Origin of the sequence: Robertmurraya beringensis (assembly GCF_042433785.1) — a bacterium.
In the GTDB taxonomy this organism is placed as follows: domain Bacteria; phylum Bacillota; class Bacilli; order Bacillales; family Cytobacillaceae; genus Robertmurraya_A; species Robertmurraya_A beringensis.
On sequence record NZ_JBHLUU010000027.1, the window covers coordinates 38935 to 55183 of the forward strand.

14 protein-coding genes are annotated in these 16249 nt (G+C 38.6%); all 14 read right to left on the reverse strand.

Going from position 1 to position 16249, the window contains the following annotated elements; all coding sequences use genetic code 11:
• Positions 1 to 477: 477 nt before the first annotated feature.
• On the reverse strand, positions 478 to 1680 hold the full coding sequence (locus tag ACFFHF_RS09345; protein WP_160547796.1) for a CoA transferase: 1203 nt from the start codon (positions 1678 to 1680) through the stop codon (positions 478 to 480).
• 11 nt (positions 1681 to 1691) lie between these two features.
• A complete protein-coding gene (locus ACFFHF_RS09350) occupies positions 1692 to 2594 on the reverse strand; it encodes a hydroxymethylglutaryl-CoA lyase (RefSeq protein WP_160547797.1) in 903 nt (300 codons plus the stop codon).
• 57 nt (positions 2595 to 2651) lie between these two features.
• Positions 2652 to 4088 carry a malic enzyme-like NAD(P)-binding protein gene (locus tag ACFFHF_RS09355; protein ID WP_160547798.1) on the reverse strand — a complete coding sequence of 479 codons (1437 nt, stop codon included), beginning with the start codon at positions 4086 to 4088 and terminating at the stop codon, positions 2652 to 2654.
• 155 nt (positions 4089 to 4243) lie between these two features.
• Positions 4244 to 5494: an MFS transporter gene (locus tag ACFFHF_RS09360; RefSeq protein ID WP_160547799.1), complete on the reverse strand. Its 1251-nt coding sequence runs from the start codon at positions 5492 to 5494 to the stop codon at positions 4244 to 4246.
• 9 nt (positions 5495 to 5503) lie between these two features.
• Positions 5504 to 6730: a benzoate/H(+) symporter BenE family transporter gene (locus ACFFHF_RS09365; RefSeq protein WP_340903722.1), complete on the reverse strand. Its 1227-nt coding sequence runs from the start codon at positions 6728 to 6730 to the stop codon at positions 5504 to 5506.
• A gap of 86 nt (positions 6731 to 6816) precedes the next feature.
• Positions 6817 to 8058, reverse strand: coding sequence for an ABC transporter substrate-binding protein (locus tag ACFFHF_RS09370; RefSeq protein WP_160547800.1), 1242 nt, complete (start codon positions 8056 to 8058; stop codon positions 6817 to 6819).
• Positions 8059 to 8070: 12 nt separating this feature from the next.
• The gene (locus ACFFHF_RS09375) at positions 8071 to 8775 is read right to left on the reverse strand and encodes an ATP-binding cassette domain-containing protein (protein ID WP_160547801.1); all 705 of its coding nucleotides are present in this window, start codon (positions 8773 to 8775) and stop codon (positions 8071 to 8073) included.
• A 2-nt stretch (positions 8776 to 8777) separates the two neighbouring features.
• Entirely contained in the window at positions 8778 to 9527 is a 750-nt protein-coding gene (locus ACFFHF_RS09380) for an ATP-binding cassette domain-containing protein (RefSeq protein ID WP_160547811.1), read from the reverse strand.
• Complete coding sequence (locus tag ACFFHF_RS09385) at positions 9514 to 10488, reverse strand: ABC transporter permease subunit (RefSeq protein ID WP_160547802.1); 975 nt, start codon at positions 10486 to 10488, stop codon at positions 9514 to 9516. The genes ACFFHF_RS09380 and ACFFHF_RS09385 overlap by 14 nt, the downstream gene beginning before the upstream one ends.
• Entirely contained in the window at positions 10489 to 11343 is an 855-nt protein-coding gene (locus tag ACFFHF_RS09390) for an ABC transporter permease subunit (RefSeq protein ID WP_160547803.1), read from the reverse strand.
• Between the two features lie 18 nt (positions 11344 to 11361).
• Positions 11362 to 12423 (reverse strand): XdhC family protein, encoded by a 1062-nt coding sequence (locus ACFFHF_RS09395; protein WP_160547804.1) that lies wholly within the window; start codon positions 12421 to 12423, stop codon positions 11362 to 11364.
• A gap of 95 nt (positions 12424 to 12518) precedes the next feature.
• Positions 12519 to 14873, reverse strand: a complete 2355-nt coding sequence (locus ACFFHF_RS09400; RefSeq protein WP_160547805.1) for a molybdopterin cofactor-binding domain-containing protein — start codon at positions 14871 to 14873, stop codon at positions 12519 to 12521.
• A 14-nt stretch (positions 14874 to 14887) separates the two neighbouring features.
• Positions 14888 to 15367: a 2Fe-2S iron-sulfur cluster-binding protein gene (locus ACFFHF_RS09405; RefSeq protein ID WP_160547806.1), complete on the reverse strand. Its 480-nt coding sequence runs from the start codon at positions 15365 to 15367 to the stop codon at positions 14888 to 14890.
• Complete coding sequence (locus ACFFHF_RS09410) at positions 15364 to 16245, reverse strand: FAD binding domain-containing protein (protein WP_160547807.1); 882 nt, start codon at positions 16243 to 16245, stop codon at positions 15364 to 15366. The genes ACFFHF_RS09405 and ACFFHF_RS09410 overlap by 4 nt, the downstream gene beginning before the upstream one ends.
• Positions 16246 to 16249 lie beyond the last annotated feature (4 nt).

Consider the following 16249-nt stretch of genomic DNA (forward strand, 5'->3'; position numbering starts at 1 on the left):
GATACATCTGACATTGATGGAAAGATTGGATAATAAATATGAAAACTAGGGATAATGACCTGGTTTTTTCTATTTTTTAGCGACTATTCTTTTTGCAGGAAATAGAGATGGTCAGAAGAGAAATGATACAGAAAATGAATTGGAGCGAATTCCTTAAAATTATAAGTAACTAAATTTCATCATGGTGGAACCTTCGAGAAATTTTTTTGAAGCTGCATATCAATCCACAAAGTCTAATAGAGTTTAAAACTTCATGAAAATAGAATCACTTTTACAAGTATTTGCTTGTAAAACACAAAAAACTCACAAGCATTGAATGAACAACATTTGTGAGTTCCGTCTTCTAAATTAACTAAAATTTCACGAATATTCCCGCCTGGCAGGATTAAGTATATCCCTGTTATATCTATCCTAATCACTAAATATTCCTATTTATAGATTACAGATAATAGTTACACTTTACTGCGCCATCCCTTTTCAAATGACACCTTTTTGATAAAGTTGTATTATTTGTGCGTCGGTAAGCCCTATTTCTTTTAAGATCTGTTCATTATTCTCTCCTAGTTTTGGACCTAACCACTTCACCTGGCCTGGTGTTTTTGTTAGCTTGGGAACAATTCCTGGAACTTTTATTGTACCTAAATCTGGATGCCTAGCATCTAATATCATCTCTCTCTCTATATATTGAGGATCTGTCATCATTTCCTCCACACTATAAATTGGGCCTGCTGGAATTCCATTCTTATTTAATATGTCTACACACTCTTGTAAAGGTAGAGTAGAAGACCAACCTTGGATCATGGAATCAATTAAATCAGCATAAAGTACACGCTTGTCATTTGTAATAAACCTTTCATCGCCAACCAAATCTTCTTTATCTATCACTCTAAGTAATCTTTGAAAAACATTATCCCCATTGGCGGCGATAACTACATATGAATCAGCATCCTTTGTTTTATAAATATTTGATGGAACAATTCCTGGAAGGGTTGAGCCTGTTCGATCCCTTTTAACTCCTGCAAAGTCATAGTCTGGAATCATACTTTCCATCAAACTAAAAATAGATTCGTATAAAGCAACATCAATTTCTTGAGCTTCTCCCTTATTGACATCACGGTGATAAAGAGCCATTAATATTCCAATGACAGAGTATAATGATGCCACCGAATCTCCTATGCTTATCCCAACCCGTGTAGGAGGTAATTCAGGGTATCCTGTTAAATATCGTAGTCCTCCCATAGCCTCTCCTATTGCTCCATAACCTGCTCTATCTTTATATGGACCTGTTTGGCCATATCCTGAAATGTGACATGTAATTAATTGCGGATTAATTTCCTCTAGTATCTGTTGATCTAATCCCCACTTCGCCAGAGTTCCTGGCCGGAAATTTTCCACTAAAATATCACATTCCATTAGTATTTTTTTTATCACCTCATGTCCATCTTCAGTTCGACAATCAATTGCTAGAGACTTTTTGTTTCGAGATTGGATATACCACCATAATGAAGTATCATTATGCATAACCCGCCATTTTCTGATTTGGTCTCCTTGCTTAGGTAATTCAATTTTAATGACATCCGCGCCAAACTCTGCTAAAATTCTTGTACAGAATGGACCAGCAATCAATGAGCCCATCTCAAGTACTTTAACTCCTTCTAAAGGAAGCTTTTGATTTGCCATACAATCCCCCTTTACAGACATTTTGATTTATTCACTTTCCAAATCTGACTATTCAATTGTTTATGAATAAAACCCTCTAGTGTATGAGATGTATTCAGTAGCTTCCTTTTATCAATACCTGTATTGATTTTCATCTCCTCAAGTAAATCTACTACATCCTCTGTTGATATATTTCCAGTTGCTCCAGGTGCATATGGACATCCACCTAATCCTCCTATACTACTATCGAAGGAAAATACACCAGCTTGAATTCCAGCCAAAACATTGGCTAATCCTCGACCATAGGTATCATGAAAGTGTAGCTCAAACTCTAGTTGTTTGAATTCATTCGTTAATTTTGTCATCCATTGATACACTTGAGACGGGTTTGCAACACCAATCGTATCGCATAACCCGACCCTTTTGAATCCAATCTTAGCTAGACTCTCAACAATTCCTGCTATACGACCGAATTCGGTCTGACCCTCAAATGGGCATCCAAAAACGGTTGAGACTGAAGCTCTATATAATCTATTATCTTTTTGGCAATGCTCTACCAATGAGGAAAGTTCTTTTATAGAATCCTTCGTGCTACGGTTCAAATTCTTTTTACTATGTGAATCAGTTGCTGAAAGGACAAATGTAATCCCATGTATCCCGATTTTTATTGCCCTTTCATATCCTTTTTCATTTGGCACGAGTGCGAAAAATGTTGCAGATTGTTCCCGAATCCCATCGATAACCTCTTCTGCATCCGCAAGATTAGGAATTGCACGCGGATGTACGAAGGATGTAGCTTCAATTTCTTTAAATCCACACTCTACTAACTGCTTAATAAGCTCGATTTTATTTTTCGTTTCAAGAAAAGTAGCTTCATTTTGTAAACCATCCCTTGGTCCAATTTCAATAATCTTTATATTTTCAGGTAGTTTCATCTTTTATTTCCCGCTCCCCCCCTAAATTTGTACCAATTCACTGAATGGATACAATGTTTACTTAGACAAGCGACTATCAATTATTAAAGGATCCTTTCTCGCCACTTCCGTTTTGTATGCTGCTTTTATTACAGCTTCTCTCACTCTTTCCACAACCTTTTTATTAAACACACTTGGGATAATATAGGATTCATTTAGTTCATCATCTGTTACAACACTTGCAATCGCCTGTGCTGCAGCGATTTTCATTTCTTCATTAATGATGCGTGCACGGCAGTCAAGTGCTCCTCTAAAAATTCCAGGGAAACAAAGCACATTATTAATTTGATTAGGATAATCAGAACGTCCTGTTGCCATCACTCTTACATACGGCTCTGCTAATTCTGGATCAATTTCTGGATCTGGATTAGCCATCGCAAACACAATTGGGTCACGCGCCATTTTCTTTAAATGCTCAACAGTCAATAGCCCTGGTGCAGAAACACCGATAAATACATCAGCCCCTTCAATAACATCGGATAGGCTTCCTGTTTCATTGTCAGGGTTTGTAAGCTTCGCAAATTCTGTCCAGCTCGGGTTACGATATTTTTCTCTCCGATGGATCGCTCCATTGATATCGACACCAATGATATTTTTCACTCCTGCGCCTAGCAGGATTTTGGCACATGCTGTTCCTGCCGCACCAATCCCAGTCAAAACTACCTTAATCTCACTTAGCTTTTTCTCTGTAAGCTTCAAGGCATTAATAAGTCCTGCTAGAATCACGACAGCGGTTCCATGCTGGTCATCATGAAAAACAGGAATATCAAGCTCTTCCTTTAGTCTTTTTTCAATCTCAAAGCATCTAGGTGAAGAGATGTCTTCTAAATTAATGCCACCAAACGCTGGTGCAATTGATTTTACAATTTGAATAATTTCTTCGGTATCCTTTGTATCTAGGCAAATCGGAAAGGCATCAACCTCACCCATTTGCTTAAATAGCATTGCTTTTCCTTCCATTACTGGCATTGCAGCTAAGGGACCAATATCTCCTAGTCCAAGGACAGCTGTTCCATCTGAAACGACTGCAACTGTATTTCTTTTAATGGTAAGCGAAAAAGCCTTACTTGGTTCTTCTGAAATAGCTGTACAAACCTTCGCAACACCAGGTGTATATACTCGTGATAGGTCATCACGGTTCTTAATAGGGTTCTTTGATTGCACTTCAATTTTCCCACCAATATGAAGAAGGAAGGTTCGGTCTGATACAGAAACAACATGAACACCCTCTAAATCTTTCATTTTTTCTGTCATTAGATGTGAATGCTTTTGGTCATTTACATTAATTGTAATGTCTCGAATTGTATGCGTTTTACTTGAAGAGATAACATCAATCCCAACTATATCGCCACCCATCTCACCTATTTCCTTCGCAATATCACTAAATGTAATTAGCATTTTATCAATCTGGATCCTAATTACAATATTCATATTAGAATTATTTACTGTTGACATAAATTTCTCCCTTACTCTGAAAAAGCTTTACTACACCACATAAATTTGTAGGTTTTTCCGTTTTTTATTCATTGTGCACATAAATTGGCTAAAGGACAGAAGGCTAATAATGATCATGCATAAAAGATACATGAAGGTATGGAAACCAGCCTAAATCATAAGGTGATCATCTTCTTGTCATTAACCCTCAAAACTAGGAATGAGCATACTATTAATATCACGGTACAAATCCATAGGGTAGATAAGTAACTATTGGATTGGCTAAATAAATACCCGGGAATTAATGCTCCAACAGCTGCCCCTAATTGATGAAATAACCCAATAACCCCAACTGAAGCACCCATATTATTTACGCCAAAAATGTTCGTACAAAGCATTGTAAATGGTGTAATAGTAGAAATATCTGTTAAACCATAAAGCAAGGCAAATATTAATAACCAAATTGGTTCATTTAATATAATTAAAACCAAAAGTGCGGTTATTCGAATGCCAAATAAGATGATTAGCAATCGTTTATTACTAAATATATCGGTCACATATCCGATGGCAATTGTCCCGAGAATATTAAATAATCCATATAGGAGCATTGCATTGGCAATAAATGAGCGTGAATACTCTCTACTCTCTCCAAAAGGTACTAGATGAGAGTGAATCAATCCTATATCTGTAAATCCGCAAATAAAATTGGCGAGAATAAGCATCCATGTGACGGGATAGCGAAAAATAGCGAAAACAGCTGGCTTTAGACTTTTATCTATTTTTTCATCTACCGTCCCTTTACTCAGAAACTTCCCTTCCAAATTTGGCTGGTCTTTAAAAAACAATAAATATAGTGGGAGTAGGACACATGCATATATACCTCCGTATAATACAAATAAAAGCTTCCAGCCAATTTTATCGATAAGAACGATATTTAACGGGGTATAAATCATTGGACCAGCAGCCATACCGACTACTACTATACTAATCATTAACCCCTTCTTCTCCTTAAACCATTTGACAATAGCCACTGAGACAGTAATGTATGAAGCAAGCCCAAATCCTATCGAACCTATGAATCCGTATAAAATGATCATATGCCACAGTTCCGTTACATAGTAGGAACCCAATAAACAAATACTCAAAAATACCATGCTATAGGATAAAACCTTTCTAGGACCAATCCTATCTACTAATCTTCCTGCAAGCATCATGCTAAATCCATATATAAATAGACTAATAAATGAAACAACACTTACCATAAAACGATTTACGGAGAAAGTCTGTTCCCACGGTGTCGTGTAGGTACCAAATGACCCTCGGATTCCCATCGCTGCAAATAATGCAAGAAAAGATAAAGCAACAATAATATAGCCATAATTGAATTTACCCTGTTTTTTTGGATAAATAACCGTAGTCTTTTCCATTTGTGTCTATTATCCCTCCTTTACCTGTAGTTCTTGCTTCCTTTCTATGAAATTAGCAATTAGCGCTCCTCCTGCCAAAGCCCAGACAGGAGAACTGATATAGAAAATGGTTATATTCGATAAAGCTATTACAAAGGTAAAGGTGACACTCAACACCATTTTCGGTTGGGAGAAGCTAAGGTTTAAGCTCGTTCCTAAAACACCAAACAAAGCCAATCCAGCTAGAAGTGATACAAAATCTTTTGGTAAAGATTGAATAAACGGAACAATTAGCCAAGCAAATATTCCAAAACACATAAGTAACACCCCTGATAGAACGGCTCCGACATATCTTTTTTCTCTTGGACCTGAGTCTTTGCCACTACAAATAGCTGACATCATACCGGCAACATTAGCCGACTGACCACCAAAGAAATTTGTGATTAGTGAAAAGATACCGCTTACCGTGATAATTCGATTAATCGGCGGGTGGTAATTGTTTTGTCCTAATGCTCCAATACCAGGAGCTGCATCATTACTTAATATTAATAACGAAAGTGGAACAGAAATAGCTAATATACTTAACCAACTGAATTCAGGTAGTTGTATCGTTGGTATGACAAACGGCATACTAGCTCCTGCACTTCCAATACCATTTGTTACTAATAGCATGATAAACGCAGCAAACACAGCTGCAATAACAGGTGGTATTCTCCATTTCCATTTAGAAAAAAGAAGGAAAACTAGTAATGCCACTCCCCCAATTAGCGGAAGGTTTTGTACAGACACAATCAATCTCACAACATAACTCGTTATAATCCCCGCCATCATTGCCGAGATTATTTCTTTTGGAACATATTTCATAAGTTTAGAAAATAAGCCCAGTAGTCCGACTAAAAGGATAATTAAACTAGAAATAAGGTAGCTTCCAACAAGTTGCTGATAAGAGAATTGTCCTGTCATTGTTGCTAAAAAGGCAACTCCTGTAATAGAGTGTGCACCCACAATTGGCATCCTGTAGTAAATGGGTAAAATAATACTAAATAATCCACCGAAAAAATAGACAGAGAACATCCAAAGTATGGTTTGCTCATTTGAAAAGTTCCCGTTTGCGGCTGCTTGCAAGATTATGACAGGAGGACCTGTTGCTGCCAGTAAGCCAGAAACAATTCCTGATGATAGGTTGTTTGAATTAATCATTTTGGATAGCTTACCTTTCGTAGATACATGTAACGGTTTGAGCTCTGTATTTCTCAACTTTATTCCTCCTTAAACAACCAACATTCAACAATAGGAAAAAGAGGCAACTTTCGCCCCTTTTTTAACCATCATTATTTATTAAATTATTTAAGGTAATCGGCTGTGTAGAACTCCACTTGTTTAAATTCTCCTGAAATAACCTCCATTAGGGCGTAGCTTGCTATAACATTACCATGATCATCAAAATCAATAGGTCCTGATGCACCTTGATAGTTTATGTCATTTCCAGCTCTTAACTCTTTAATTCCATCCTCAAAAGTTGATACTTCTTTCCCAGGAGGATTTGTAACTTCACGGATTTTCTCATTAATAGCCTCTCCACTCGCTTCACCTGCTGCTTCCATTGCTAAAGCAGAAGCAATTAACAGATCATACGTGTTTGCGTTGTAATACCCACTAGAAGGTTTAGCATTGAATCTTGCTTCATAGCTTTCGTTGAAACGTTTAAATGCTTCATTGTTTTCATCCTCCATTGGTATAATGGTTTTGATGCCCTCAGCAACATCCTGCCCAATTACATCAATGAACTCCTGTACAGCCACGTCTGGTGTTACATACCAATCCCATTCATAGCCTCTTTGTTTAGCTGATTTAAAAATGGTTGGAGCAGTATCAATCCCGCCAGAGTAATAAACTACTTTCGGGTTTGCATTTGCAATATTTTTTAATTCCCCATTGTACGTGTTTTGTCCTGGGTTAAAGGTAACCTCTTCTAGAACTGTTCCACCAAGGCTTTCAAACATTTCGCGGAACTTCTCAACATCACTTTGAGCTCCTTCATAATTTCCTACCATTACCGCTATTTCTTTAATTCCTGCATCAATTAATACCTGTGCTCTCACTTCACCAATTGTGGAATCAGATGCCGCAGTACGGAATGCATAATTACCACCAACTTCATCTAGCTCTGTCGATCCTGCAAAGGCAGACATAATTGGCACCTTAGATTTTGGAGCTTCCTTCAATAAAGCTAGCATCGACTCTGTTTCAGGCCCAATCGCCACAACAGCTTTATCTGCATTTACTAGCTTTTGATATCCTTTTATAGCTCCTTCAACCGTTGAAGCTGTGTCCACGTCTACCGTTTTAATTTTCTTCCCATCAAGAATTCCGCCAGCCTCATTTATTTCTTCCTTAGCCAAAACGAAAGCATTAATATTTTCCTTTGTAAAAGCACCTAACCAACCGGTTAATCCGGAAAGGAATCCTACATTTATTTCTTCTCCTCCACTCGAGCCTGAATCCCCTCCTGTTGAACTAGAACATCCAGTCATAATAGCTAAGGTGGCACAGATTGAAAGCGAAGCTACTTTGAATTTTTTCATTTGATTTCCCCCCTAATGTCCTAAGAATAATTCTTCTAGGTTTTCTTTTTCTAAAAACTCTTTTCCAGTTCGCTCCATTTTAATCAATCCAGAGTCCATTAAATACACTCGGTCCGCATGCTTAAGTACCTCCTTTGGATTTTCCTCAACCACCCAGACTACCGTTGTACCACTATTACAAATTTGTACAATCATCTCGATAAGTCCCTTGATAATTTGTGGGGCTAACCCTGTAATCGGCTCATCCAATAGCAAAAGTTTTGGATTTACAATTAGTGCACTAGCTAACGCAAGCATTTGCCTTTCTCCACCACTTAACGTACCGGCCTTCTGTCCAATTCTTTCTTTCAAACGAGGAAATAAATCCAGCATTTCATTTATTTTGTCTTTCGGATTTCTTAAGGTATATGCCCCCATTTGCAGATTTTCAAGAACAGACATTTCTGCAAACACATTTTTTCGCTGGGGAACATATCCCAAACCCATTCTCGCAATCTCACTAGCTGACTTATTGTCGATTCGGACTCCCTGGAATGAAATTGACCCATTCATTAGTGGAAGAAACCCAGCAATGGTATGCATCAACGTCGTTTTCCCGGCACCGTTTGAACCGATAATTGCAACCATTTCCCCTTCCTGTATCTCTAGGCTCGCTTCATGTAATATAGGAATTTTCCCATAACCAGATATCACATCTTTTATTTCTAAGAAACTCATTATTAGCTCACTCCTAAGTACACAGATTTAACTTGTTCGTTATTTGATATTTCCTCTGGACTACCTGAGGCAATCAACTCTCCATTTGCTAAGCAATAAATTCGGTCACATATCCTATAGATAAATCCTAAGTTGTGGTCAATCACTAGGAATGTCATTCCTTCTTTGCGTAGACGTAATATGTGATCGACCATTTTATCGAGCATTAGTGGGTTTACACCAGAAGCAGGTTCATCAAGTAGTAAAATCTTCGGGTTTGCCATTAACTGTCTGCACAGTTCTAATAACTTAAGTTCAGCTGCACTTAAATTTTCAGCTAATTCATTCCTTTTTTCGTATAAATTAAATTGCTTTAGTAAAGTACATACTTTTTCGTAATTCTCCTTTTCTTGCTTAGCGATCATCTTCCCTTTATAAAAAGCTTGAAATATCCCATCACCATCATGTGGTGGAACCACCATCAAATTCTCGAGTAAACTAAGCTTTGGAAAACCGACAGGAGTTTGAAAAGTCCTTAACAAACCCTTACTAACGACATCTTCAGCAGTATAGTGGTCAATTTTTTCATTCAAAAAAGAGATCTCTCCTGAATTTGATGTTAAAAACAGACTAATCATATTGAACAAGGTGGTTTTTCCAGCTCCATTTGGTCCAATTAATCCGACAATCTCACCTTGATTTACTTCAAGATTGACATTCTTCACTGCCTGAATCCCACCAAAATTTTTGCTTAAATTTTTAACTTGCAGCATTTCTCCTACCTCCCTTCTGCTCAGTAATTATTGAATTTTGTTGAAAATAAAAAAGCTTTTCTACCGATTTGAATTTCTCAGCAACTAACCCCTGAGGTAAGAATCTTAATACTAAAATCAGCATCATACCTGACACGAATTGACGTAGCCCTGCAAGTAGTACACTGTATTCTGTTGGTACTGGAACAAAACGTGTCGCTTCCTGTACTAGGATAAGAACGAATGCACCAACCACTGCACCTCGGTTATTTCCAATTCCACCTAGTACCAGTGCAGTCCAAACCGTAAATGTAATGGCAGAGGTAAACATATTTGGTGCAATTATGGACATATACCAAACATAGAAACAGCCGGCGATTCCAACCATGCAGCTACTTAAGACAAATATCTTTAGTTTCGTAGCAAATACCTTTTTTCCAATAGATTGGGTCACTTGCTCGTTTTCACGAATGGCTCTCATATATCTTCCCATCGGAGAATGAGCGAGCTTCTGAGCAAATAGATAATAAATTCCCATAACCGCAAGAACTAATCCTGCAAAAAAGATCATATATGTTGTACCTGGTAAAAAGTTCTCAAATGGTCTTTCTAGTCCGAAAATTCCGATATTTCCGTTCGTAAGCCATTCTTCGTTTATGGCAATAATCCGAATAATTTCCGCAAAAGCAAAAGTTGTAATTAATAAATACTCATTTTGCAACCTAAGCGAGGTATAACCAATAAGTAAACTGAACAATCCGGTAATAATTGCCGAACCGATCACACCTACTATCATAGGAAGTCCAAGTCCTAGATCATGAGAAGTAAGCAGGGTATATGCGTAAGCGCCTACTGCAAAATAACCAACGACACCTAGATCCCATAGTCCAAGCAATCCACCATTTACGTTTAGTGAAATGGCCAGCATCGCATATATTCCTCCAAGAGCAATCAAACCAGATAGAAATAAAAGAATATCCATCTATGTCGTACCTCCTTTCGATAGACCCTGAGGACGAATTAATAGAACAAGAATGACTATAACAAACGCAATTGCCGTTCTATATGAAGTAGGAATTACAATCGTGCTTAAGTCCATACTCAACCCAATAATCAATGCTGCAAGCATCGTGCCATAAATATTTCCTATTCCCCCAACGATAACGACAGACATGATAATAAGTATTTGCTGCCACCCTAATTCCATGTTTAAGGTCCCAGTCATCGCTAAAAGAATACCGGCTAACCCTGCTAATCCGGATGAAATTAACCAAACATAGTCTGATAGTTTTCTAGAGTTAATCCCCCTGATTTGTGCCAGATCACGATTTTCAGCCATCGCTCGGAATCCTTTGCCGTTTTTTGTTTTCGTTAAAATAAAGTGAAGTAACCCGACACATATTAGTGATAGTACGATTATAAATAATTCTTGATAGGACATAATTTGTGTCCCTACCAGACTAATCATATTACTCGTTTCCAGTCCAAAGGTCCGTATTTCAGGTCCAACAATTGCTTGTATCACCCCGTAAATGACCCATGAAAGACCAATACTAGTAAACAACAACACAAGTATTCCACTTTTTCGAACTGGGAAATAGAATACCTTTGCTAATAATAGTCCCAAGACCGCAGTTGCAATGACCGAACAAATCATAGCTAATGCGAATGGAAAGTTTAATACAACCTTGAAAAGATATGCTGTATAAGCTCCAATTAACAACAATTGGCCATGGGCGATATTTAGAAAGTTTTCCGTTTTCCACACCATCGAAAACCCAATTGACGCAATGATTAGAATACAGCCTGTAATAATGCCATAGACTACATAATCCATCCTTCAGCCCTCCCTTTCTTATGTGTGAATTTTACTTTTCCCTCTTAAATGATTCGAGTTCTTTCTATTTCGAACGGAGAGCAGCTCTGATACAATACTGAGGGCTACTTCCTCAATTGTATCTCCTCCTAAATCTAATCCAATAGGAGCATAAATCCGGTTATCTGTAATTGATATTTCACTAGACACTAGCAGCTCCTCTGTTCGTTGTATTGGTCCAAGCACTCCGACATACTTAGGGTTAGATTCAAGTGCAAGTTCGAGTGCAGCCCGATCTCGTTCCAGATGATGGTTCATGATGATCCACCAAGAATTACGTAATGAGGAAGGAACCTCTTCAAGATCCTCAGAATCTACAGCCCAGTTATGTGCACCTGGAAAGCGCTTCTCATTATTGAATTGACTTCTCGGATCAAGTACTGTTACATCAAAATTAGCTTTTATCGCCAATTCTACCACCGGTACTGCATCATGGCCTGCCCCTGCAACTACTAGCTTTTCAAGAGGAAATATTGGATCTACGATAAACTGGCTTTCTAATCGTTTTATTACTTTAGCACTATGAATATATTGTTTTTTATGAAAAAAAAGTTCGTTTATCACCTCAGACGGTAGATAACCCCCGCTTTTTGTAAGCACTTGATGATGGTAGTTTAGTAGCCAGCCTTCACCTGATGAAGGGTTCAAGAGGAGTGTTACCATTTCCCCCTTAGTGGTCTTATTTCTCACCTCTTTCCAAAACGTAGAATCCTTTTTAATAGGAAGAATTAAAATATTTTGTGATCCTTTACAGCCAATCCCAAGACCCCATAGGTCATTTTCACTTAGATTATAAGATTTTATCATCGGCCTATTTTCATTAATTGCGATTTTCGCCCATTCAAGTAAGTCGCTTTCCAGACAACCACCACTCAGTGATCCAAAGACCTCTCCATCACTAGCTATCATAATCTTCGCACCGGGTCTTCTATAAGAAGAGCCCCTTACCTCATAGACCATTAAAAGGGCTGCTTCTTCCCCTCGCTCCCAAACCTTCTCCATTTGATCAAAAATGCGTTGTAATTCTTTTAAAGAAGACATTCCATCCCACCCTCCATTTCGATGTTAGTGCCTTTACCATTCTCAGAAACCAAATGGAATATAGCATGGATAAATTGTGCTTGAAATCAAAGCATTTATTTTGCTTCCGCTTCCTCTATTAACCTTCTAAGCTTTCCTGGACTTACCGGCAATGAATTAATTTCCAGCTTTAATGGTTTTAATGCATCACATATTGCATTAGCAATCGCAGCTGGTGGACTAATGGCACCACCTTCTCCTACACCTTTAATTCCCATTGGGTTTCTCGGAGACAGAAACTCCTGATGTCCCATTTCTACAACAGGTACTTCCATAGAGGTTGGGAGCAGATAATCCATATACGTACCAGTAATTAATTGTCCGTTCTCATCATAAATGATCTCCTCATAAAGAGCCCCACCAATACCTTGTGCAACTCCCCCTTGAATCTGTCCGTCAACGACCATCGGATTAAGAACTCGACCGCAATCATGGACGACGATATAACGTTGAATATCAACAAAACCTGTTTCTTTGTCTACTTCCACAACGGCAGCATGAAATCCGGATGAAAAAGTAACGGTCGGTGGTACAAAGTAATGTGTCGCACTAGCTCCAGGCTCCATTCCCTCAGGTACCTTACAATGTGGACCAGGCTTGGCAGCAAGGGCAATTTCCTGTAGGGTGAGAAAGTTAGAAGGCATTGTTTTTGGATAAACCTTTCCACCGTACATCTCTAAATCATCAACAGCAACCTCCAGCATGACTGCTGCTATGGCAAAAAATTTCTCCTTTAAAAGCTTCGATGCAACATGAACAGCTGATCCTGCCGTAACTGCACCACGACTAGCAAATGTCCCCACACCATAAGGTAGCAAGCTCGTATCTCCAGCTCTTACTGTAACTTGGTCCGGTCTAACTGCAAATTCATCCGCACAAATTTGAGCAAGAGTGGTTTCGTGGCTTTGCCCATGTGGACTAGACCCAACATATGCTAATATTTGGCCAGTTGAATCAACTCTTACCACAGCTCCCTCATGTGGCCCAATACCTGTACCCTCTATATAAGAAGAGATTCCTACTCCGTAATATTTTCCGGACTCCCTACCTTCTTTTTGTAGCTTTCGGAATTCTTCATAGCCAATGATATCTAATGTTTTCTTTAGAGAAACCGAGTAGTCTCCATTTTCTAAAACCATTTTTGCGCCATCTCGGTAAAATAATTGTGTATCATATGGCATATCTTCAGGGAGAACTAAATTTTTAATTGATACATCAACAGGATCTAGATTTAATCTATCTGCGATCATGTAGATTATCCTGTCCATCACAAATACTGCTTCCGGACGCCCAGCACCACGATAAGGAACATTCGGTGTCTTATTTGTTAAAACAATTTGACCAGTTAAATCATAGTTTGGAATTTTGTACATCCCTCTTAGGTGTGCAGCTGAATTATACGCACAACATAACGCAAAGGAATTATGTGCTCCATTATCTAGTAAAAAATGATCTTTTATCCCTAGAATTGTCCCAGTATTATCAAATGCCACTTCTACGTCATGGACCTGGTCTCGAGAATGACGAGTACTTTGCATATGTTCAAGTCTATCTTCAATCCATTTCACTGGCCTTTTATATTTCATTGCTAAATACGGTATAACAATCTCTTCTGGATATACTGCGCATTTAGGTCCAAATCCACCCCCAACATCAGGAGCAACTACACGAATATTGTTTTCCACTAAACCAACTAATTTAGATAAGTAAGAGCGCACCATATAAGGTACCTGGGTTGATGACCATACCTGCAATTGCTCATTTCGCACTTCGTATTCGGCAACTACTCCTCTTGTTTCTAACGGATTCCCAGAAACTCTGGGTGTTTTGATTCTAGCCTTTAATACGTGTTCAGCTTTCGATAATAGAGTATCCATATCACCAATTTTCACATGGAATAGTGCTTGTGTGTTATTGCCAAGCTCTTCATGAATAATGGTTGCATTCTCTTTAATTGTCTCGTAAGGGTCTGTTACAACCGGTAGCGGTTCATAGCTTACCTTAATTAATGAAAGTGCATCCTCTGCAGCATAGCGATCTTCCGCTACCACAATTGCAATTGCCTGCCCAACAAACGTAACCTTATCCTTGGCCAACATAGGTTCAGGGTTTTTCTTTATCAAAGGCTTAATATGTTCTTCTAAAATAGGTGGAAGAGTAAATTCAACAAATTCAGTAAAAGGTTTTACTTTCCCTTCCAAATCAGCCGCAGTTACAACATCTATGACACCTTTACAGGCCTTCGCAGCTGAGACATCAATACTGTTTATTTTGGCATGGGCATAGGTACTTCTTAAGATCGCTACCTCTACCATGTTTTGCAGTTTGATATCACCGACAAATCTCCCATTCCCAGTTAGAAGTCGGTGGTCTTCTTTTCTTTTCACATTTTGGCCGACGTACTGTGCCATATTTGGACCTCCCTTCAGCCATTCAGCTGATAAGCTTCCTTGACTGCTTTAATAATGTTGCTATATCCGGTGCATCGGCATAGATTACCAGATATAGCTTCTCGAATTTCATCATCGGACGGTAAAGTTGGATGAATTTCCATAAAATTTTTGACTGACATCAAAAACCCTGGTGTGCAAAATCCACATTGGAGTGCGTGATTGTTAGCAAATGCTTGCTGTATAGGATGAAATGTTCCATCCTCCTTAGCGAGTGCTTCTACTGTTTCCACTTCACACCCATCTGCCTGCACCGCAAGCATTAAACAGGATCGTACTGAATCGCCATTAATTAATATTGTACAGGCTCCACATACCCCATGCTCACAGCCTACATGAGTACCTGTTAATCTAAGATTATCCCTTAAGAAATCTGATAACAGCCATCTAGATTCAATTTCTTTTTCAATTTCATGGCCATTTACTTTCATTTTGACAATCGTTGTTTGAGTCATACTGTCACACCCTCCCGTGCTCGGTTTACAGCTTTATTTAAGGCTCTTTCAAGCAATACCCCAGACAGCTGGCGCCGATACTCCTTTGAACCATGGATATCCCCTTCTGGATCTAGTTCATCCAGCTGAAGAATAGCTGCTTCTTTAATAATGGACTCTGTCGGTTCTTTCCCAATTAGAAATTCTTCTGTCTCTTCTGGAACAAATGGCACCGAATTCGCTCCTCCAAGAGCAATCTTCGTGTCCTTAATACTTCCATCAATGTCTAACTCGATAACCACTGCCACCTCACAAAGTGCAAAATCTCCATGTCTTCTGGCCACTTCCTCGAATGCGTAGCCTGCCCCTTTATTCATCTTTGGAAACCGTATTTCTTTAATTAGTTGATTTGGTTCCAGGGTTGTTAAGAGATAACTAAGGAAAAACTCCTCAGGGGAAAGAATCAACTCTTCCTCTTGAGAAACAATTACGATTTCTCCTCTTAACGCGGATAGCATACAAGGTAATTCAGCAGATGGATCTGCATGTGCTATACTTCCCCCAACTGTCCCTCTGTTCCTTATTTGGGAATGTCCTACCCATCGAATCCCTTCTGTAAGCAATGGGCACTGCTCTTTAATTAGTTGCGAATTTTCTAACTCAACGTGACGAGTCATTCCTCCGATCACGATAGTATCTTCCTCTTCTGTTATTCCTTTTAACTCCTGTACTCTACTTAAATCAATAATATATTTAGGTGTAGAAAGCCTCATATTTAATAAAGGGATAAGACTTTGACCACCAGATAATATTTTTGCATCATCCCCGTAATCAGCTAACAATTCTAGCGCTTCGGGAAGATTAGTAGGTTTTAAATAGGAAAACTTTGGCGGTTTCATGTAT

Bases quoted from the DNA above. Each gene is read 5' to 3' on its own strand.
- ACFFHF_RS09385 (WP_160547802.1), bottom strand. From the start codon at position 10,488: ATGGATATTCTTTTATTTCTATCTGGTTTGATTGCTCTTGGAGGAATA.
- ACFFHF_RS09395 (WP_160547804.1), bottom strand. From the start codon at position 12,423: ATGTCTTCTTTAAAAGAATTACAACGCATTTTTGATCAAATGGAGAAG.
- ACFFHF_RS09360 (WP_160547799.1), bottom strand. From the start codon at position 5,494: ATGGAAAAGACTACGGTTATTTATCCAAAAAAACAGGGTAAATTCAAT.
- ACFFHF_RS09410 (WP_160547807.1), bottom strand. From the start codon at position 16,245: ATGAAACCGCCAAAGTTTTCCTATTTAAAACCTACTAATCTTCCCGAA.
- ACFFHF_RS09370 (WP_160547800.1), bottom strand. From the start codon at position 8,058: ATGAAAAAATTCAAAGTAGCTTCGCTTTCAATCTGTGCCACCTTAGCT.
- ACFFHF_RS09375 (WP_160547801.1), bottom strand. From the start codon at position 8,775: ATGAGTTTCTTAGAAATAAAAGATGTGATATCTGGTTATGGGAAAATT.
- ACFFHF_RS09390 (WP_160547803.1), bottom strand. From the start codon at position 11,343: ATGGATTATGTAGTCTATGGCATTATTACAGGCTGTATTCTAATCATT.
- ACFFHF_RS09400 (WP_160547805.1), bottom strand. From the start codon at position 14,873: ATGGCACAGTACGTCGGCCAAAATGTGAAAAGAAAAGAAGACCACCGA.
- ACFFHF_RS09405 (WP_160547806.1), bottom strand. From the start codon at position 15,367: ATGACTCAAACAACGATTGTCAAAATGAAAGTAAATGGCCATGAAATT.
- ACFFHF_RS09345 (WP_160547796.1), bottom strand. From the start codon at position 1,680: ATGGCAAATCAAAAGCTTCCTTTAGAAGGAGTTAAAGTACTTGAGATG.
- ACFFHF_RS09380 (WP_160547811.1), bottom strand. From the start codon at position 9,527: ATGCTGCAAGTTAAAAATTTAAGCAAAAATTTTGGTGGGATTCAGGCA.
- ACFFHF_RS09350 (WP_160547797.1), bottom strand. From the start codon at position 2,594: ATGAAACTACCTGAAAATATAAAGATTATTGAAATTGGACCAAGGGAT.
- ACFFHF_RS09355 (WP_160547798.1), bottom strand. From the start codon at position 4,088: ATGTCAACAGTAAATAATTCTAATATGAATATTGTAATTAGGATCCAG.